Annotated in this window: 19 protein-coding genes, 2 pseudogenes and 1 riboswitch; of the genes and pseudogenes, 13 read left to right on the plus strand and 8 right to left on the minus strand. The window is 69.8% G+C overall.

The window, feature by feature from the left end:
- Window positions 1-9 precede the first annotated feature (9 nt).
- Window positions 10-75, minus strand: a riboswitch (guanidine-III (ykkC-III) riboswitch).
- A 198-nt stretch (window positions 76-273) separates the two neighbouring features.
- Together QK291_RS09020 and QK291_RS09025 are read right to left on the minus strand one after the other, a co-directional pair.
- The gene (locus QK291_RS09020; RefSeq protein ID WP_282380994.1) at window positions 274-984 is read right to left on the minus strand and encodes a cache domain-containing protein; all 711 of its coding nucleotides are present in this window, start codon (window positions 982-984) and stop codon (window positions 274-276) included.
- A gap of 40 nt (window positions 985-1024) precedes the next feature.
- Window positions 1025-1765, minus strand: coding sequence for a winged helix-turn-helix domain-containing protein (locus QK291_RS09025; protein WP_282380995.1), 741 nt, complete (start codon window positions 1763-1765; stop codon window positions 1025-1027).
- A 233-nt stretch (window positions 1766-1998) separates the two neighbouring features.
- Between QK291_RS09025 and QK291_RS09030 the strand changes: the two genes are divergently transcribed.
- From QK291_RS09030 to QK291_RS09045, 4 genes are read left to right on the plus strand one after another with little or no spacing between them, the layout of a single operon-like run.
- Complete coding sequence (locus QK291_RS09030) at window positions 1999-3072, plus strand: ABC transporter ATP-binding protein (protein WP_282380996.1); 1074 nt, start codon at window positions 1999-2001, stop codon at window positions 3070-3072.
- A gap of 60 nt (window positions 3073-3132) precedes the next feature.
- Window positions 3133-4320, plus strand: a complete 1188-nt coding sequence (locus tag QK291_RS09035; protein WP_282380998.1) for an extracellular solute-binding protein — start codon at window positions 3133-3135, stop codon at window positions 4318-4320.
- A 1-nt stretch (window position 4321) separates the two neighbouring features.
- The gene (locus QK291_RS09040) at window positions 4322-5251 is read left to right on the plus strand and encodes an ABC transporter permease (protein WP_282381000.1); all 930 of its coding nucleotides are present in this window, start codon (window positions 4322-4324) and stop codon (window positions 5249-5251) included.
- A gap of 41 nt (window positions 5252-5292) precedes the next feature.
- Entirely contained in the window at window positions 5293-6120 is an 828-nt protein-coding gene (locus tag QK291_RS09045; protein WP_282381002.1) for an ABC transporter permease, read from the plus strand.
- On the opposite strand, the gene QK291_RS09050 is transcribed toward QK291_RS09045, so the two are convergent.
- Window positions 6117-6899, minus strand: coding sequence for a HutD family protein (locus tag QK291_RS09050; protein WP_282381004.1), 783 nt, complete (start codon window positions 6897-6899; stop codon window positions 6117-6119). The genes QK291_RS09045 and QK291_RS09050 overlap by 4 nt on opposite strands.
- A gap of 206 nt (window positions 6900-7105) precedes the next feature.
- Between QK291_RS09050 and QK291_RS09055 the strand changes: the two genes are divergently transcribed.
- From QK291_RS09055 to QK291_RS09065, 3 genes and pseudogenes are all read left to right on the plus strand, one after another.
- Complete coding sequence (locus QK291_RS09055; RefSeq protein WP_282381006.1) at window positions 7106-7717, plus strand: phosphoribosylanthranilate isomerase; 612 nt, start codon at window positions 7106-7108, stop codon at window positions 7715-7717.
- 43 nt (window positions 7718-7760) lie between these two features.
- Window positions 7761-8559: pseudogene (locus QK291_RS09060) on the plus strand (LLM class flavin-dependent oxidoreductase); the annotation flags it as partial.
- Window positions 8560-8572: 13 nt separating this feature from the next.
- Window positions 8573-8908 (plus strand): annotated as a pseudogene (locus tag QK291_RS09065) (YceI family protein); the annotation flags it as partial.
- A gap of 32 nt (window positions 8909-8940) precedes the next feature.
- On the opposite strand, the gene QK291_RS09070 reads toward QK291_RS09065, so the two are convergent.
- Together QK291_RS09070 and QK291_RS09075 are read right to left on the minus strand one after the other, a co-directional pair.
- Window positions 8941-9336 (minus strand): hypothetical protein, encoded by a 396-nt coding sequence (locus tag QK291_RS09070; RefSeq protein WP_282381007.1) that lies wholly within the window; start codon window positions 9334-9336, stop codon window positions 8941-8943.
- A gap of 24 nt (window positions 9337-9360) precedes the next feature.
- Complete coding sequence (locus QK291_RS09075) at window positions 9361-9519, minus strand: hypothetical protein (RefSeq protein ID WP_282381009.1); 159 nt, start codon at window positions 9517-9519, stop codon at window positions 9361-9363.
- A 132-nt stretch (window positions 9520-9651) separates the two neighbouring features.
- Here QK291_RS09075 and QK291_RS09080 point away from each other — a divergent pair, with 132 nt between their 5' ends.
- Together QK291_RS09080 and QK291_RS09085 are read left to right on the plus strand one after the other, a co-directional pair.
- Window positions 9652-10065: a YccF domain-containing protein gene (locus QK291_RS09080; protein WP_282381010.1), complete on the plus strand. Its 414-nt coding sequence runs from the start codon at window positions 9652-9654 to the stop codon at window positions 10063-10065.
- Between the two features lie 24 nt (window positions 10066-10089).
- Window positions 10090-10599, plus strand: a complete 510-nt coding sequence (locus QK291_RS09085; protein WP_282381011.1) for an SRPBCC domain-containing protein — start codon at window positions 10090-10092, stop codon at window positions 10597-10599.
- A gap of 182 nt (window positions 10600-10781) precedes the next feature.
- Here QK291_RS09085 and QK291_RS09090 read toward each other — a convergent pair whose 3' ends face one another.
- On the minus strand, window positions 10782-11651 hold the full coding sequence (locus tag QK291_RS09090; RefSeq protein ID WP_282381012.1) for a DUF4031 domain-containing protein: 870 nt from the start codon (window positions 11649-11651) through the stop codon (window positions 10782-10784).
- Window positions 11652-11676: 25 nt separating this feature from the next.
- The gene (locus QK291_RS09095) at window positions 11677-12870 is read right to left on the minus strand and encodes an AI-2E family transporter (protein ID WP_282381013.1); all 1194 of its coding nucleotides are present in this window, start codon (window positions 12868-12870) and stop codon (window positions 11677-11679) included.
- A 278-nt stretch (window positions 12871-13148) separates the two neighbouring features.
- On the opposite strand from QK291_RS09095, the gene QK291_RS09100 reads away from it, so the two are divergent.
- Genes QK291_RS09100 through QK291_RS09115 form a run of 4 tightly spaced genes read left to right on the plus strand, consistent with a single transcriptional unit; the run spans window position 13149 to window position 16263 of the window.
- Window positions 13149-13559 carry a TOBE domain-containing protein gene (locus QK291_RS09100; RefSeq protein ID WP_282381014.1) on the plus strand — a complete coding sequence of 137 codons (411 nt, stop codon included), beginning with the start codon at window positions 13149-13151 and terminating at the stop codon, window positions 13557-13559.
- On the plus strand, window positions 13556-14353 hold the full coding sequence (modA, locus tag QK291_RS09105; protein ID WP_282381015.1) for a molybdate ABC transporter substrate-binding protein: 798 nt from the start codon (window positions 13556-13558) through the stop codon (window positions 14351-14353). Before QK291_RS09100 ends, modA begins: the two co-directional genes overlap by 4 nt.
- Before the next feature lie 6 nt (window positions 14354-14359).
- The gene (locus QK291_RS09110; RefSeq protein WP_282381017.1) at window positions 14360-15217 is read left to right on the plus strand and encodes an ABC transporter permease; all 858 of its coding nucleotides are present in this window, start codon (window positions 14360-14362) and stop codon (window positions 15215-15217) included.
- A complete protein-coding gene (locus QK291_RS09115; protein WP_282381019.1) occupies window positions 15214-16263 on the plus strand; it encodes an ABC transporter ATP-binding protein in 1050 nt (349 codons plus the stop codon). Before QK291_RS09110 ends, QK291_RS09115 begins: the two co-directional genes overlap by 4 nt.
- Here the strand turns inward: QK291_RS09115 and QK291_RS09120 are convergent.
- Window positions 16251-16775, minus strand: a complete 525-nt coding sequence (locus QK291_RS09120) for a carboxymuconolactone decarboxylase family protein (RefSeq protein ID WP_282381020.1) — start codon at window positions 16773-16775, stop codon at window positions 16251-16253. The genes QK291_RS09115 and QK291_RS09120 overlap by 13 nt on opposite strands.
- Window positions 16776-16878 lie beyond the last annotated feature (103 nt).

Consider the following 16878-nt stretch of genomic DNA (forward strand, 5'->3'; position numbering starts at 1 on the left):
GACAGCTCCAGTGGCCAGTCTTGTCGCGTGCCGGGTACTGAACCGTCGTCCGGAGGCCCCTGAGGCGGGGTCTTGATTCCAGCCTAGCAACACCCCCAACGAAGAGGCGAACCCGCCCGGGATCCCCGCGTCCCCGCCCGGAACCCTCAGCTTCCCCCGCCCAGGGACCCCCGCGGCACGACCCTTGCCGAACCCCACCATCGAGTGCTCCAGAACCGCCGTTTTGAGGGTCCATAACGGCAGTTCTGGAGCACTCGATGGGACCGCGCCGGGTCAGAGCGCCGTGGCTCCGCTCCAGATCCGGAACTTCCTGCCCACGGGATGGACGCTGCAGCCCTCCGCGGCGGCGGTGAGGTCTCCGGCGGCGATGTCCGGGGCGGCCGAGACGATGGCGCGGCCGTCCGGATTGACCAGGGTGGCGCGTTCCCCGATCCGGCGCAGGGCGGGCATGGCGCCGCGCTCCAGCCGCTGCACGGTGACGTCCATCCCGACAATGCCCACCACCGGACCGCCTGGGCGGCAGAAGACCGGGTGCGTGAAGGTCAGGACGTATTCGTCCGTGCACAGGAAGTCGACGTAAGGCCCGGTCACATGGGCCTGGCCGGTCTCCACCGGGACGCGGAACCACTCGGACCTGACGTAGCGGCTGATGGAGTTGGGGCTGAAATTGGCGAGGGCGTCCACGTGTTCCAGCTCCTCGCCCTGCCACCAGGCGATGTAGCTGCGTTCGGGTCCCAGCAGCCCGGCGTTGGCGAGAAATCCTGCGCCGGCAACGTATCCGTCGGGGGTCCGGACCAGGTCCTCGACCACCGGCCGGATGAGTTTGTCCACGGCGGTGCCGGTGACCCTGCCGGAGAGCGCGGCGAGGGCGGTTCCGGTGTCCGCCGCCCATGCCGCGAGCCGGTCCTCGATCCCGGTGATGGTGGCGTCCAGTTCCCCGGTGTGCACGGTGATGGTGTCAGTGGAGGCGGTGGTTTCCGACATCGTGTCTCTGCCTTAGCTAGTTCGAAAGGAACCGGGGTGGTCAGTGGCGTTTGGACTGCTCGGTCAGCAGCCAGTCCGTGGTGGCGGCGACCAGATCTTTTACGGCGGCTTCAGCGGCGGCCGGCGCGCGGGCCTCGACGGCGGCCGCGACCTCCCCGAGGAGTGCGGCGGTCGTCACGCGGTAGCCGGCGTCGGCGCACGGCAGCAGAGTGAGCGTGCCCAGATCGGCCTGCAGCCGGATCAGTTCCCGGGCCAGCCTGGCCGAGCGGGCAATGGCGGCCACCTCGAGCAGGAACTCGGAGAGCGCCAGCCGCCAGTGCAGCGGATCGGCCTCCGCCGTCGGGATGAAGGAACGAAGGGTGGCCACATCCGCGGCGTCGGAGCGCCGGGCCGCGACGCTGGCGCAGGCTGCGGCGATGGCCTGGTAGTGCAGCCCCAGGTCGCTGATCTGAAGCCGGGTCAGTTCCCGCAGCTGGTCCAGCGCCCGTTCCCGGGAGGGCAGGACGTCGTCGGCGATGAAGCTTCCCCCGTTGCGGCCCCGGGCGGTGCGGATGATGCCAGCGGTCCGCAGCTGGGACAGGGCCTCGCGCGCGGTCACCGCGGAGACGCCCAGGGCGGCGGCGAGTTCGGTCTCATTGGGCAGCCGCTGGCCGCTGGTGAGCAGCCCGGTTTCCACCGCCTGTTCAATCCGGCCGCACACCTCGTCCACCAGGCCCCGGGATTTGATCGGGGTGAACACGGCCGCCAGGCTGCGGGATGCGCCCTGCGGTGTCAGCAGCATCCGGGCCTCCCTGGCAGTTTCTGGCGTCGCGTTCCTGGCACCGCACCTGGCGCCAAGAGCCGGCGCTGGGGGCTGCCGGTGCCCGGTTGATCCATCCTAAGCCGGGCTTTCGCGGGGGTCTATACACAAAACCTATGGAGTAATAGTATTTGGCCCAACAGCCAGCTGTGGCCCGGGTCACACCCTGCTGTGTCGCATCGAAGACGATCCGGCAACGGAGTTAGGCGCACCCCATGACCGAAACGCTCGCCGCCGGACGACAGGCGGAAACGGACGCGGTTCCGGCGATCCGCATGCGGAAACTCACCAAGGTCTTCGGGGACACTATCGCCGTCAACAACCTGGACCTGGACATCCGCCAAGGCGAATTCTTCTCCATGCTCGGGCCCTCGGGCTCCGGCAAAACCACCGTCCTGCGCCTGATCGCCGGCTTCGAGCTGCCCACCTCGGGGAGCATCGAACTCGAGGGCAAGGACGTCACGGGGATGGCGCCCTTCGAACGGGACCTCAACACCGTGTTCCAGGACTATGCACTGTTTCCGCACATGTCCCTCGTCGAGAACGTCGCCTACGGACTGCGCGTGCGGGGCATGCCCCGGAAGGAGCGCCAGGAGCGGGCCCGCGAAGCCCTGGAACGGGTGCAGCTGGGGAAGTTCGTCGGACGCAAGCCCGCCCAGCTCTCCGGCGGCCAGCGCCAGCGGGTGGCCCTGGCCCGCGCGCTGGTGGTGCAGCCGAAGGTCCTGCTGCTGGATGAGCCGCTCGGCGCCCTGGACCTCAAGCTCCGGCAGCAGATGCAGCTGGAACTGAAGGAACTGCAGCGCTCGCTCGGCATCACCTTCATCTTCGTCACCCATGATCAGGAGGAGGCCCTGACCATGAGCGACCGGATCGGCGTCTTCAACAACGGGAGCCTGGAACAGATCGGCACGGCGCACGAGATCTATGAGCGCCCGGGCGGTGCGTTCGTGGCCAACTTCGTCGGCACCTCCAACATCTTCGACGCCGCCCAGGCCCAGAAGCTCTACGGCCGCGCGGAGCAGGTCTGCATCCGGCCGGAACGGCTCCGCCTGTCGTGGACGGCGGCGCCGGAACCGCGCACCGGCGTCACTTCCCGGCCCGGAACCGTCACCGCCCTCGTCTACGTGGGGCACGCCACCCAGGTGCGGGTGCAGCTCGACGACGGTCCCGCCGTCGTCGTTCTCGCCCCGGAGACGCTGCCCGGCGGCGACGCGGAACTGCTGGACCGGCGTGTCACGGTGAGCTGGGACGACGACGCCGCCGTCTGGCTGCCGCCCGCCGGCTCCTGACGCTCCAGCCGGGCACCCACCCGCGGACCAGTTTCACCCCCACAACGAAAGGTAAGGATCATGGCATCAAGGAATCGGGCCTCCCTCGTGGTGGGGGCGGCCGCGGCGGCAGCCCTCGCATTGGCGGGCTGCGGCACCACCGGCGGGGGATCTGCCTCCCCGTCCGCGCAGCCGGTAAAGTCAGAAATCGGCCAGGGCGAAGGGCAGCTCTCCATCCTGGGGTGGCCGGGCTACGTCGAGGACGGCAGCAACGACCCCGCCGTCGACTGGGTGACCCCTTTCGAGACCCAGACCGGGTGCAAGGTGAACTTCAAGCCCTTCGGCACCTCGGACGAAGCCGTGACCCTGATGCGCACCGGCCAGTACGACGTCGTTTCGGCCTCCGGGGACGCCTCGCTGCGGCTGGTGGCCGGCAACGACGTCGAGCCCGTCAACATGGACCTGCTGAAGAACTACGCCGACGTCTACCCGTTCCTGAAGGACAAGGCCTGGAACACGGTGGACGGGAAAAACTACGGAATGCCCCATGGCTGGGGAGCCAACCTGCTGATGTATTCCGTGGACACCGTCACCCCGGCACCCACCTCCTGGCGCGCCGTGTTCGACGACGCGGCCCAGCACAGCGGCAAGGTCACCGCCTACGACTCGCCGATCTACATCGCCGACGCCGCCGTGTACCTGATGGCCCACAAGCCGGAACTCGGGATCAAGAACCCCTACGCGCTGGACAAGGACCAGCTCGCGGCATCCGTGGACCTGCTGAAGCAGCAGCGCCAGCACATCGGCGAGTACTGGAGCGACGTCGTCAAGGAGGTCCAGGCCTTCGCCAGCGGCAGCACGGTGGTCGGCACCACCTGGCAGGTCGGCGCCAACATCGCAACCGCGAACGGGACCAACGTGAAGACCCTGCTCCCCGAGGAGGGCGCCACCGGCTGGTCGGACACCTGGATGATCGGCTCGAAGTCCAAGAACAAGAACTGCGCCTACCTGTGGCTCGACTACATCGCCAGCCCCGCGGCCAATGCGGCGGTGGCGGAGTACTTCGGCGAGTCGCCGGCCAACCCCAAGGCCTGCGAGCTGACCAAGGACAAGGCGCACTGCGAGACCTACCACTCCGGTGACGAGGCCTACGCGAAGCAGATCTGGTACTGGACCACCCCGGTGGCCAAATGCCTGGACGGCCGCACGGACGTGAAGTGCACGGATTACTCGGAGTGGACGAAGGCCTGGACGGAGATCAAGGGCTGAGATGACGCTCAAGACGCAGCACCCGGTCCCCGGGGCGCCGCCGGCAGCAGCCGCCGTGCCCCGGCCCAAGGCCCACAGGTTCTCGGCCCTTCTCCACCGCTCGCCGAACCTTCGGCTGGCGGGGCTGGTGACGGCCCCCGCCGGCTGGCTGGTGCTCGTCTACATCGCCGCCCTGGCGGCGCTGCTGATCACCGCGTTCTGGACCGTGGACACCTTCACCGGCAAGGTGTCCACTGAATGGACCACCGAGAACGTGGTGACGGTCCTGACCGATCCGGTCTACCAGCGGATCACCCTGCGGACCCTGTGGATCGCCATCGCCGTGACCCTGATCGACCTGGTCCTGGCGCTGCCGATGGCGTTCTTCATCGCCAAGGTGGCCAGCCCGCGCTGGCAGAAACTGCTGGTGGTGGCGGTGCTGATGCCGCTGTGGGCCAGCTACCTCGTCAAGGCCTACGCCTGGCGGAACGTGCTCGCCGACGGCGGCCTGCTGGAGTGGCTGGGGGCGCCGATCGGGCTGGAATCCCCGGGCTACAGCGAAACCGCCGTGATCCTGACCCTGGCGTACATCTGGCTGCCGTTTATGATCCTGCCGATCTACGCGGGCTTCGACCGGGTCCCCGATTCGCTGCTGGAAGCCTCCGGGGACCTGGGCGCGAAACCGCTGACCACCATGCGATTGGTTATGTTTCCCCTGCTGGTCCCCTCCATCATTGCCGGGACGATTTTTACGTTCTCGCTCTCGCTGGGGGACTACATCACGGCCCAGATCGTCGGTGGCACCACCCAGATGCTGGGCACCGTGGTCTACGCGAACGTCGGGGCCGCGAACAACCTGCCCTTCGCCGCCGCCGTCTCGCTGGTACCGATCGCGATCATCACCCTGTACCTCTTCATCGTCCGGCGCTCCGGCGCCCTCAACAGCCTGTGACCAGTGGCAGCGATTAGCCCGGAACAGCCGGCAGGAGCACCATGAGACTCTCCCGAAGCGCCAAAGTCATCCTCGGCGTCGTCACCGCGCTGGTGTTCCTCTTCATCTATCTGCCGCTGCTCCTGGTGGTGGTGAACTCCTTCAACGCGGACCGGACGTTCGGCTGGCCGCCGCGGGGGTTCACCCTGGAGTGGTGGGGGCGGGCCTTCGATTCCCCCGGCGTCCGCGAGGCCGTGGTGTCCTCGCTCTGGGTGGCGGCGGTCTCGACCCTCATTTCGCTGGTGCTGGGGACCCTCCTGGCGCTGGCCCTGCTGCGCTACCAGTTCTTCGGCCGGGACGTCATCAGCCTGCTCGTGATCCTGCCGATCGCGCTGCCGGGTATCGTGACCGGCATCGCCTTGAACAACATGTTCACCACCATCCTGGGTGTCTCACTGAGCATGTGGACGGTCGTGATCGCGCACGCCACCTTCTGCATGGTGACCGTGTTCAACAACGTCATCGCTCGGCTGCGCCGGATGAGCGGCGGGCTGGAGGAGGCGTCCGCGGATCTGGGCGCCGGCGTGTTCACCACGTTCCGGCTGGTCACGTTCCCGCAGCTCCGCTCCGCGCTGCTGGCCGGCGGCCTGCTGGCCTTCGCGCTGAGCTTCGATGAGATCATCGTGACTACGTTCACCATCGGCGCCGGGGACACAACCTTGCCGATCTGGATCCTGCAGAACCTTTTCCGGCCCAACCAGGCACCGGTGGTCAACGTCGTCGCCGTCGTCCTGATCGTCGTCTCGATCGTGCCGATCTGGCTCGCGCAGCGGCTGTCCCAGGACTCGGTGGGGATCGGCGCCACCCGGGTGAAGGTGACCGAGGGTTAGTCCGCGACGCGGTCGATCGACACAACAGCCAGGAATCCGCGGCCCAGGATCTCGGGGGTGTCGGTGTCGGAACCGACGACGGCGTCATAGCGGGCGAGCGTCGTCGGCTCGGCCGCGTGCGCTCCGGGGGAGCCCGTGGCTGCGCCCGCGGCTGGCTCGCCGGCTTCGGCGGATGGCGTGCCTGGATCAGCGGATGGCTCGCCAGCCGTCTCGCCGGATGGCGTGCCTGGCTCGCCGGCGGACGGCGCACCCGGCCCGGCGCCGGCGGTGCCGGGAGTGACCGCAGCCTGGCCCTGCAGTAGGATCCCGAGCTGGCCCTCGAACACCGGGTGCGCCCGCTTCTTGGAGAGCTCGATGATGGACGTGTAGCCCTTGAACACGCCCTGGCGGGTGATGACGTTCAGGTCGCGGATGTCGCCTGTCGGCAGCGCCCCGGACGCGGCGGCGTCGCCGGAGAAACGGAACGGACGGTACTTCTCGAGCGGGTGCTCGGCGCCGTCGACGCTCAGCAGCAGCAGTTCGCCCTCCACCACGGTGAGGACGCGGTCCATGCCGGGGTACGCCGAGAAGTCGCCGGCCCTGGACACCTCGGCGATGCTCACCCGCCAGTCCCAGCCGGCGGCCGCGGTGCCGTCCTTCGCGGTGCCGTCCTGTGCGGGGGCCGCCGCGGGGCTGGCCTGGGGGACGGTTGCCGCGGGGTGGCTGGCCAGTTCGCGGGTCACCCCGCCGCCGTTGCGCCAGGGGTGGGCTTTTAGCTCGGCATAGCGGATGATCTCCATCCCTCCACCCTATCGGCCGGCCGGGTGCGCAGTCGCGGGCCCCCGGCAGCTGCCACCAGCGCCGAGGTCCGACTTCGCGCCCATGTTCCGGACAAACATGGGCGCCAAATCTCACCTCGGGGGCGGGTGGGGCGCCGGCCGGCCACGGTCCTTGCTACCGTCGGAGGCAGAAACAAGATAAACGTAAACACAGCAGAAGGAGCGGAATGTTCGTCAAGGTATGCGGGCTCAGCACCCCCGAGTCGGTCCGGGCCGCGGTGGAGGCCGGGGCGGACGCCGTCGGCTTCGTCCTGACCAGCAGCCCCCGCGAGGTGACGCCGGCGCAGGCGCGGGAACTCCTGGCCCACATCCCGGCCGGCCTCCCCGCCGTCGGCGTCTTCCGGCATGAGGCCGCGGCGGACGCCGCCGTACGGGCCCGGGAGGGGGGGCTGGACTGGGTCCAGCTGCACGGCGACCGCACCCCGGCGGACGTGCACACCGTGCACGACGCCGGGCTCAAGCTCATCCGGGCCGTCACCATGGCCGCCGCGTCCGAGGCGTTCGCGGACTGGGGCGAGGAGCTGCTCCTGATCGACGCCGCCGTCCCAGGCTCCGGCGAGGCCTGGGACTACGCCTCGGTCCGCGCCAAGGGGCTGGCGGGGCGCAGCTGGCTGCTGGCCGGCGGGCTCGATCCCGCCAACGTCGCCGGTGCCGCCTCGCAGGCGGGTGCCTGGGGCGTGGACGTCTCCTCCGGCGTCGAGTCCTCCCGCGGGGTGAAGGACCTGGCCAAAATCCGGGACTTCGTGGCGGCGGCAAAGTCCCTGGCCGCGAAACGCTGACGCCCGCAGGAATGCCGCCGGACGCTCCCGTGGTGGCCCTGACATGAAGCGCATCGGATTTTTGTCCTTGTGGTGTTGGGGGCCCGGCGAGTGTTCCCGCACCCGGACCGCCCGCGACGCACTGCTGCCGGGCATCGAACTGGCCGTCGCCGCCGAGGAACTGGGCGTGGTCGGCGCGTACTTCCGCGTGCACCACTTCGCCCGGCAGCAGGCCTCCCCGTTCTCGCTGCTGGCCGCCGTCGCCGCCCGGACCAGCCGGATCGAAATGGGCACCGGCGTTATCGACAGCGCTACGAAAACCCGCTGTACATGGCTGAGGAGGCCGCCGCGACGGACCTGATCAGCGGCGGGCGGCTGCAGCCCGGGATCAGCCGCGGCTCACCCGAACCCGCCGCGACGTCGCCGCCGCCTTCGGCCACGTGCCGGCGTACGGCGAGACTGCCGCGGACATGGCCCGGCGGCACACTGCGGTGTTCCGCTGCGCGGTCTCGGGGGCCGGGATGGCGGAGGCGGAGCCGCGGTACGCCGGCGGCGGATCGGGAGTGCTGCCCGTGCTGCCGCATTCACCGGAGCTCGGCAGGCGGATCCGATGGGGCGCCGGCTCGCGCGCCACGGCCGTGTGGACCGCGGAACAGGGCATGAACCTGATGGGCTCCACGCTGCTCACCGAGGACACCGGGGTGCCCTTCGACCAGCTCCAGGCCGAGCAGATCACCATGTTCCGGCAGGCCTGGGCCGCCGCGGGCCATCAGCACGATCCCCGCGTCTCGGTGAGCCGCAGCGTCCTGCCGATCGTCGACGAGGAGGACCGCCGGTCCTTCGGCCTCAGCGCCGTGCGGGACGCCGACACCCTACCGCGACGCCCACGTCCGCGGTGCTGACTTCTTCGACGTCGAGGAGTACCCGGAGATGACGTTCCGTGCCATGGGCATCAGGGGCGACGGTGAGGACTATGTGCTGACCGGTGACCTCACGATCCGCGGCGTCACCAAGCCGGTGGACCTGGAGGTCGAGTTCACCGGCGTCGCGGTGGACCCGTTCGGCGCCACCCGCGCCGGGTTCAGCGCGGAGGCGGACATCAGCCGCAAGGAATTCGGCCTGACCTGGAACGCCGCGCTCGAGGCCGGCGGGCTGCTGGTCAGCGACAAGGTCAAGATCAGTGTCGAGGCGGCCATGGTGAAGCAGGCCTAGCCGTGGCCTGGCAGGGCGGGCCGGCGCCGCGTTCAGAACAGCAGCAGAACGAAACCGCCGACCGTGGAAACGATCCCCACCCCGGTGAGGATCCAGCCGATGGTCCAGGCGGCGTTGTCCTGCTTCGGCGGCGTGAGCCCCCAGCGGGACGGGTGGCACACGTCGTAGAAGAGGTCGACGTCGGACCCCACCACCAGGCCGTGCGACTCGGCCGCCGGCAGCAGCGACCGGTGGTCGGCGTCGTGGTGGTCCGTCCAGCTGTAACCCGTGAACCCGCCGGCGCTGATCACCTTGCCGGTGGTCCCGGCCCACTGGCAGTGGCGCCGGCGCAAAATCATGCCCCACACCAGTAGCGGCAGGCCCAGGACAAAACCCACCCATGTCATGACTTCGAGGATGGGGCCCAGCAGGTCCCCGATGCTTGTCATCTGCGCGCGTCCCGGGCGGGGGCGTCAGCGGGTGACGCGCGAGCGGCGCAGGAAGAACATGATGCCGGCGCCCAACAGGACCAGGAGGCCCACGTAGAGCAGGAACTGCACAGCCTTCACAACAAGCCCGACGACCAGCAGGACGAGGGCAACGATCAGGGCAAGCTTCAGGAGTGCAGGCATGCTCCCAGTATTGTGCCCTTTCGTGCGTTCGCAAAGCTCCCGGCCCACCGTCAGCGTCGTGGGACACATTTCAGGAATTGTTCAGGGTGAACCCCTAGGCCGGATCGGCCTCCGACGGGGGAGAATGGAGCCATGAAGACACTGCTCAACATCATCTGGCTGCTCTTTGGCGGACTCTGGCTCGCACTCGGCTATTTCGTGGCAGGGATCATCTGCTGCCTGCTGATCGTGACCATCCCCTGGGGGCTTGCGTCGTTCCGGATCGCCAACTATGCCCTTTGGCCGTTCGGGCGCACAGTGGTGGACCGTCCGGGTGGCACCGGGGTGTTCTCCCTGCTCGGGAACGTCATCTGGCTGCTCGTCGCCGGCATCTGGATCGCGATCGGCCATGTCGTCACCGCGTTCGCCATGGCCATCACCATCATCGGCATTCCGCTGGCCATCGCCAACCTCAAGCTCATCCCGGTCTCGCTGATGCCGCTGGGCAAACAGATCGTCCCGACCGACATGCCCTTTGTGACGGCCTACAGCAAGGCCTACCGCTAACCGTTGTAGAGGAGAAGTCCCGCCATGTCCGAGCACGTCACAGCCGTTCCCGCGGCGTCCGGCCAGGGCGGGTCCGCCCTGCCCGAGGACCTCATGCTGGTCATCACCCGCGAATTCCAGGCCCCCGTTGCCCGGGTGTGGTCCGCCCTGACGGATCCGGAACAGGCAGCGGCCTGGTGGGGTCCGCGCGGATTCCATGTTCCCCGCGCGAGCATCGACGCGGACCTGGAGATCGGCGGCCTCTACCGGGCCTGCATGGTCCAGGACAGCACCGGGGAGGAACACTGGTGGAGCGGTGTCCACACGGACATCGAACCGCCCAATCTGTTCATCTTCACCCACGCCTGGGACAAGCCGGACGGCACCCGCGGTTTTGAGACCGAGGTTACCTTCCAGCTGGAGGAGGTCGACGGCGGCACCCGGATAACGTTCTTCCAGGGCCCCTTCGACACGATCGACAACCGCGACGGCCAGGGCGTCGGCTGGCGCGGGTCCTTTGACCGGCTCGCCGAACACCTCCGCCGCACCCCCTGACGGACCAATGCAACACCAAGCAACGCGGGGTCACGTAACGCCCGTCCCGGGGGGCTTTATGGGCGCTACGTGACCCCGCGTCGCTGTTGATTTGTGGCCGGAGGCCGGCTGCGGGCCGCTACGGTGATAGCTAGGCCATTCGCGGATGAGTGCGTTCTGGGCGGCTGCGTGCCGCCGTCTGCCTACCGGAGCTCGGCCTGCAGGTTCCGCCGCGCCGCGTCCAGCCACAGGGCCCGGCCCCGCGGGGTGTGGAAGAGCGGATCCAGCGCGAGGAGCTGGCGGACGACGGCGGCGCGTCCGGCGGCGAAGTCGTCGTCGCCGATGTGCGCAAAGTCCTGCCGGACGGCGGCAAGGTACCGGGCGTAGGCTGCCGGCTCGCCGCCGAGCACCGAGAGGTCGGCGTCGCTGAGCAGGGCGGCGGCCCCGTCGCCGGGCTCCGGCTGGTGGTCGGCCGTCATCCGCACCAGCCGGGCCACCTCGTCCACCTCGGCCGCTGGAAGCCCGGCGTGGGCCAGCCGGTCCTCGGCGAGCCGGGCCGACTCCTCCTCGTCCTGGCCCGCGATGCCGCGGTAGACGGCGTCGTGGAACCAGGCGGCGAGCAGCACGGTGCGCGGCGGCTCGTCGGACCCGGTGAGGACGTCCAGGGCCTCCAGGACCGCCAGCAGGTGCGTGCGGCCGTGGTACTTCCGGTGCTCCTCGCCCCAGCGGTCCAGTAGGTCCAGGAAAAGCGCGTCGTTGCCGGGCAGGGCGGTGTTCCAGCGCGTCAGCAGGGGGAGCTTGAGTGAGCCGCTGCGCCGCCGGGCCGGGATCCGCAGGCCGCTGGCGATCAGTCTGCGGACCAGGACCCGCCCCTCCACCGGCACCGCCCCGGCGGCCACAAGGGCGCCGTACCGGGCCTCGGCGACGTCGTAATGGTCGCCGTCGAACGCCCTGTCGGGGATGCCGGCCGCCGCCGCGAAGGCGTGAAGTTCCTCCAGCGAGGTGTCCGAGATCAGGTGCGAAAAGTGTGTTCCGTGCGCCGGCCAGAGCGGGGGGTCCAGGTAAATGGCCATGGGGGAAGTCTAATCCCGCCGCGGATCAGCCCTGGCTGGCGTCAGCAGCGGCAGTGTCGGACCGCTGCTCCGCCTGCGTCCGTGCACGGAGCGGCTTGGAGCGCACGCCTTCGCCCTTTTCATTCAGCTGGGTCTCATGCTCGGCTTCGGCGATCTCCGCGGGCGTGATATCGCTTCCCGAGTTCCAGGCCTTGATCGCGGCCCAGGCCACCGCCACCAGGGGGACGGCAAGGATCGCGCCGACGATGCCGGCGAGGATGGTGCCGGCCGTGAGGGCCAGCAGGATGACGAGGGCATGGACGTTGAGCGCCTGGCCCATCACCACGGGCTGCAGGAAGTTGCCCTCCAGTTGGTTGACAACGATCACCACGATGATGACGACCAGGGCCGCGAGCGGGCCGTTGGCGACCAGCGCGACGAGCGCCGCGAGGATGCCTGCCAGCGTGGCGCCGATCAGCGGGATGAAGGCTCCGATGAAGGTCAGCGCGGCGAGCGGCAGCGCGAGTGGCACCCCCATGATCACCAGCGCCAGGCCAATGAAGAACGCGTCCACGAACGCCACGATGGACGTGCCGCGCACATAGCCGCCGAGCACATTGAGGCTCCGCTCCCCGGCGCGCCGTGCCCTGACCAGCTTCTCGCCCTTGAACGCGCGCAGCATGAAGGCCCAGATGCTTTCGCCGTCTTTCAGGAAGAAGAACAGGATCACCGCCATGAGCACGGCGCCGGTGATGAAGTTGCCGGCCGCGCTGAGCCCGGAGATGGCGCCCGCGCCCACGGTGCTGCTGGTGGCGAAGTCGATGGCGGCGTCCCGCGCCTGCTGGATCTGCTGGTCATCGACGGGGATGGGCCCGGTGCGAATGAAGTCGTAGACGCGGTCGAAGCCCTGCGTGGCCTTGTCGGCCAGCTCGTCCGCCTGGTTCATGACGGCGAAGACGATACCGGTGATCACGGCCCCGAACGCCAGCAGGAGCGCCACGAACGACACGGTGGTCGCGGCGGTGCTCGGCCAGCCGCGGCGGCGCAGCCAGTGAACGAAGGGTGCGATCGCGGCGGCGAGGATCAGCGCCAGCAGCGCCGGAATCACCACGAGCCGCACCTGGATCAGGGCGTAGACCACGACCACGGTCAGGACCAGCAGCAGGAGGACCTGCGCGGTCCTGGTGCTGGCGCGGCCCAGGCTGTCGTTCCAGGGGGTTGTCTTGTCCGGGCTGCCCATGCTGCTTTGTCTCCCACTATCGGATGGTCATGTTACTTACCAACCGTCTCACAGCCGGAGGCCCCAGCCCGCGGGGACTGGCCCGTAGGGCAGGAAGTGGCGGGCCGGATGTCCCGGTTGCCGCGGTGTTCTCCGGGCAGAACCCCCGTTTCACCCGGGCCGGCCGGCCTTAGTTCTCGTCCCCGAAGGCAGCCCGAACCCGCCCCCGGCCCTCCGGCTGTCCGAATCTGCGGGTTCAAGCACTCCGAAAGAACGCAAATGCGGGCTAGAGTGGCCCTATGCCTAATATTCGCGTTTCGGAGGCGGCCCGGCTGCTGGGCGTCAGCGATGACACCATCCGGCGCTGGACCGAGAACGGAAGCCTGACCCCGCTCAGGGACGACGCCGGACGGCTCGCCGTCGACGGGCTGGAACTCGCGCGGCTCGCCCGGGAGCAGGCCCAGCTTCCGGAGGACCCGGCCAAGGCCGGCAGCTCGGCCCGCAACCGCTTCACCGGCCTCGTCACGGCCATCACCGCCGACACCGTCATGGCCCAGGTCGAACTGCAGTGCGGACCGTTCCGGGTGGTGTCCCTGATGAGCAGCGAGGCCGTGCGGGAACTCGGCCTGGAGCTCGGCTCGGTCGCGACCGCCGTCGTCAAAGCCACCACTGTGATCATCGAAACGCCCAAGGGCAAGGGGGCCGTATGAGGCCCGGGCTCGGACCACGGCTCAGACCCGGGCTCAGGGCCGGCGCAGCCCTGGCAGTAGGCGCGGTCGCCGCCGGCCTGGCCGGCTGCGCCGCACCGGCCGGGGACGCCGGGGATGCAGGGAAGACGGTCACGGTCTTCGCCGCGGCCTCCCTCAAGGCCCCGTTCACGGCGCTCGCCGAGCAGTTCGAAGCCGCGAACCCCGGAACCACCGTCACCCTCAGCTTCGCAGGGTCCTCCGACCTCGCCACCCAGATCAGCCAGGGCGCCCCGGCGGATGTCTTCGCCTCCGCCGACGCCAACACCATGGCCCGGCTGGGCGGCGCGGGTCTGGTGGAAGGCCCGCCCCGGGACTTCGCGAGCAATGTGCTGACCATCGCCGTGCCCCCGGGGAACCCCGCGTCTGTTGCCTCCTTCGCCGATCTCGCCCGGCCCAGCGTCCGGACGGTCGTCTGCGCGGCGCAGGTCCCGTGCGGCGCGGCCGCGAAGGTGGTCGAGCAGGATACCGGCGTCACGCTGAAACCGGTCAGCGAGGAATCGTCCGTGACCGACGTCCTGGGCAAGGTCATCTCGGGGGAGGCGGACGCCGGGCTGGTTTACGTCACGGATGTAAAGGCCGCCCGGGACAGAGTGCAGGAGGTCCCCTTCCCCGAGTCGGCGCAGGCCGTGAACACCTATCCGATCGCGGCGGTGCGGACCGGCAAACACACGGAGCTCGCGGCCACGTTCATTGAGGCCGTTCTGGGCCCGGACGGCCAGCAGCTCCTCCGCGGCGCCGGCTTCGGCACCCCCTAGGTGCGCATGCGACGCCGGAGGGACAGCAGCTACAACGGGATTCCGCGCTGGGTCATGGCGGTGGCCGCCGTGGGGGCGCTGCTGGTGCTGCTGCCGCTCGCGGCCATGCTGGGCCGGGTCAACTGGGCGCAGTTCATCCCGCTGGTCAGCTCGGAGTCCTCGCTCACCGCGCTGGGGCTCAGCCTCCGCACGGCCGCCGCGAGCACGGTGCTGTGTGTGCTGTTCGGGGTGCCGCTGGCGCTGGTGCTGGCCCGTGGCGACTTCCCGGGCCAGCGGCTGCTGCGCTCCTTCGTCCTGCTGCCGCTCGTACTGCCCCCGGTGGTGGGCGGCATCGCGCTGCTGTACGCCTTCGGACGCCAGGGCCTGCTGGGGCAGAGCCTCGAAATCGCCGGCCTTCAGATCGCGTTCACGACGACGGCGGTGGTGCTCGCCCAGACCTTTGTGGCCCTGCCGTTCCTCGTCGTCAGCCTGGAAGGGGCCCTCCGGTCGGCCGGCAGCCGGTACGAGGCCGTCGCCGCGACCCTCGGCGCGCGCCCCACCACCGTGCTGCGCCGGGTCACCCTGCCGCTGGTCCTGCCCGGGCTCGCGTCCGGGGCCGTGCTCTCCTTCGCCCGGAGCCTGGGCGAATTCGGCGCCACGCTGACCTTCGCCGGCAGCCTGCAGGGCGTCACCCGTACCCTGCCGCTGGAGATCTACCTGCAGCGGGAGACCGACGCCGACGCCGCCGTCGCGCTGTCCCTGTTGCTGGTCATCGTGGCGGTCGTCGTCGTCGGGCTCTCCTACCGGGGACCGGCGCCCGCCGGCTCCGGCGGCCGGACGGCCCGCCCCGGCACCGCTGGCAATCATGGGAGGGTGGCGGCATGACGTTCACGCTCGACGCCGCCCTCGCCGCCCGCTGCTTTGAGGTCTCGCTCAGCCTCGCGCCGGGCGAGACGGTGGCCGTACTCGGGCCGAACGGGGCCGGGAAATCCACCCTGCTCTCCGTGGTCGCCGGCCTGCTCCGCCCGGACACCGGCCGGGCCGAAGTGAACGGCCGGGTGCTGTTCGAACTCGGTCCCGGCGTGCACACCTGGACTGCGCCACACCGCCGCGGAACCGCCCTGCTGTCCCAGGACCCGCTGCTGTTTCCGCACCTGAGCGCCCTCGAAAACGTCGCCTTCGGGCCGCGGAGCGCGGGGGTTCCCAAACGCGACGCCCGGGAGACCGCCCGGCACTGGCTGGCCGAGGTCGACGCCGCCGAGCTCGCCGACCGCCGGCCCGGGGAGCTCTCCGGCGGGCAGGCGCAGCGCGTGGCGGCGGCCCGTGCCCTGGCCGTCAACCCCGAGATCCTGCTGCTGGACGAGCCCCTCTCCGCCCTGGACATCCATGCCGCTCCGCTGCTGCGGCGGCTGCTCAAGCGGGTGCTCGCCGGGCGGCGCGCCATCATCGTCACCCACGACGTCCTGGATGCCTACATGCTCGCGGACCGGGTGGTCGTGATGGAGGAGGGCCGGATCACCGAGCACGGGCCCACCCGCGAGGTCCTCCGGCGGCCGCGCAGCCGCTTCGCGGCGGGGCTGGCCGGGCTGAACCTGGTGGCGGGCACCGTGACGCCCGCCGGGATCCGGTCCGACGAGGGCTTGGAGTTCGCGGGCCAGCACGACGCGCCGCTGGTTTCCGGGCAGGCAGGCGTGGCGGCGTTCCCGCCGTCGGCCGTGTCCGTGTTCCTGAGCGAGGCGCACGGCAGCCCGCGGAACTCGTTCCGCGTCACGGTCACGGACCTGGAGCCGCACGGGGACCAGATCCGGGTCCGCGCCGGCGAGTTGTCCGCGGACGTGACCCCTGCCGCCTCCGCGGACCTCGGGCTGGCGCCGGGCCTTGAGGTCTATTTCGTGGTCAAGGCGGCGGCGGTGTCGATCTACCCGGCCTGACGGCGGCCGGAGGCCCCGGGCTCCCCGCGGTCCTTGCGGACCGGGTGCTGGCTGACGATCGACACCCGGTTGAAGGCGTTCATGGCAATCACCAGCCAGCTGATGGCGGAGAACTGCCCGTCCGTGAGGTGTTTCCGGGCGGAAGCGCCCTCGTGCTCGCGGGCGCGGGCGTCCGAGATGTTCGTGATCGCCTCGGCCAAGGTCAGGGCTGCACGCTCCGTCTCGGTGAAGAGGTCCGTGTCCCGCCAGGCCGGCAGGACGGCCAGCCGCTGCGCGGATTCGCCATTCTTCAGGGCATCGCCCACGTGCAAATCCAGGCAATAGGCGCAGCCGTTGAGCTGCGAGATACGGACATTCAGCAGCTCGACCAGCGTCCGGTCCAGGCCGGCCTCGTCCGCGGCCTCCTTGGCTTTCAGACCCAGTCCGTTGAGGGCCCGCCAGGCGGCCGGGTGCTCCTTGTCCAGAAAGATGGATCCGGTGGTGTGGTGCTGCGCTGCCGCTTTCTCATCCATGGTCAAAAGACTACCCACGGAAAACTTCAAAAAATGGGACGTGACAGATCTGTCATATGTGTGACAAGATGCATGAACAACAAAATTCCCTGCGGGAGCGGTT

It is taken from the genome of Arthrobacter sp. AL12, from assembly GCF_029960645.1.
Taxonomy (GTDB): domain Bacteria; phylum Actinomycetota; class Actinomycetes; order Actinomycetales; family Micrococcaceae; genus Arthrobacter.

Coding starts and splice junctions, on each gene's coding strand:
- QK291_RS09020 (WP_282380994.1), bottom strand. CDS start 984: ATGTCGGAAACCACCGCCTCCACTGACACCATCACCGTGCACACCGGG.
- QK291_RS09025 (WP_282380995.1), bottom strand. CDS start 1,765: ATGCTGCTGACACCGCAGGGCGCATCCCGCAGCCTGGCGGCCGTGTTC.
- QK291_RS09030 (WP_282380996.1), top strand. CDS start 1,999: ATGACCGAAACGCTCGCCGCCGGACGACAGGCGGAAACGGACGCGGTT.
- QK291_RS09035 (WP_282380998.1), top strand. CDS start 3,133: ATGGCATCAAGGAATCGGGCCTCCCTCGTGGTGGGGGCGGCCGCGGCG.
- QK291_RS09040 (WP_282381000.1), top strand. CDS start 4,322: ATGACGCTCAAGACGCAGCACCCGGTCCCCGGGGCGCCGCCGGCAGCA.
- QK291_RS09045 (WP_282381002.1), top strand. CDS start 5,293: ATGAGACTCTCCCGAAGCGCCAAAGTCATCCTCGGCGTCGTCACCGCG.
- QK291_RS09050 (WP_282381004.1), bottom strand. CDS start 6,899: ATGGAGATCATCCGCTATGCCGAGCTAAAAGCCCACCCCTGGCGCAAC.
- QK291_RS09055 (WP_282381006.1), top strand. CDS start 7,106: ATGTTCGTCAAGGTATGCGGGCTCAGCACCCCCGAGTCGGTCCGGGCC.
- QK291_RS09070 (WP_282381007.1), bottom strand. CDS start 9,336: ATGACAAGCATCGGGGACCTGCTGGGCCCCATCCTCGAAGTCATGACA.
- QK291_RS09075 (WP_282381009.1), bottom strand. CDS start 9,519: ATGCCTGCACTCCTGAAGCTTGCCCTGATCGTTGCCCTCGTCCTGCTG.
- QK291_RS09080 (WP_282381010.1), top strand. CDS start 9,652: ATGAAGACACTGCTCAACATCATCTGGCTGCTCTTTGGCGGACTCTGG.
- QK291_RS09085 (WP_282381011.1), top strand. CDS start 10,090: ATGTCCGAGCACGTCACAGCCGTTCCCGCGGCGTCCGGCCAGGGCGGG.
- QK291_RS09090 (WP_282381012.1), bottom strand. CDS start 11,651: ATGGCCATTTACCTGGACCCCCCGCTCTGGCCGGCGCACGGAACACAC.
- QK291_RS09095 (WP_282381013.1), bottom strand. CDS start 12,870: ATGGGCAGCCCGGACAAGACAACCCCCTGGAACGACAGCCTGGGCCGC.
- QK291_RS09100 (WP_282381014.1), top strand. CDS start 13,149: ATGCCTAATATTCGCGTTTCGGAGGCGGCCCGGCTGCTGGGCGTCAGC.
- modA (WP_282381015.1), top strand. CDS start 13,556: ATGAGGCCCGGGCTCGGACCACGGCTCAGACCCGGGCTCAGGGCCGGC.
- QK291_RS09110 (WP_282381017.1), top strand. CDS start 14,360: ATGCGACGCCGGAGGGACAGCAGCTACAACGGGATTCCGCGCTGGGTC.
- QK291_RS09115 (WP_282381019.1), top strand. CDS start 15,214: ATGACGTTCACGCTCGACGCCGCCCTCGCCGCCCGCTGCTTTGAGGTC.
- QK291_RS09120 (WP_282381020.1), bottom strand. CDS start 16,775: ATGGATGAGAAAGCGGCAGCGCAGCACCACACCACCGGATCCATCTTT.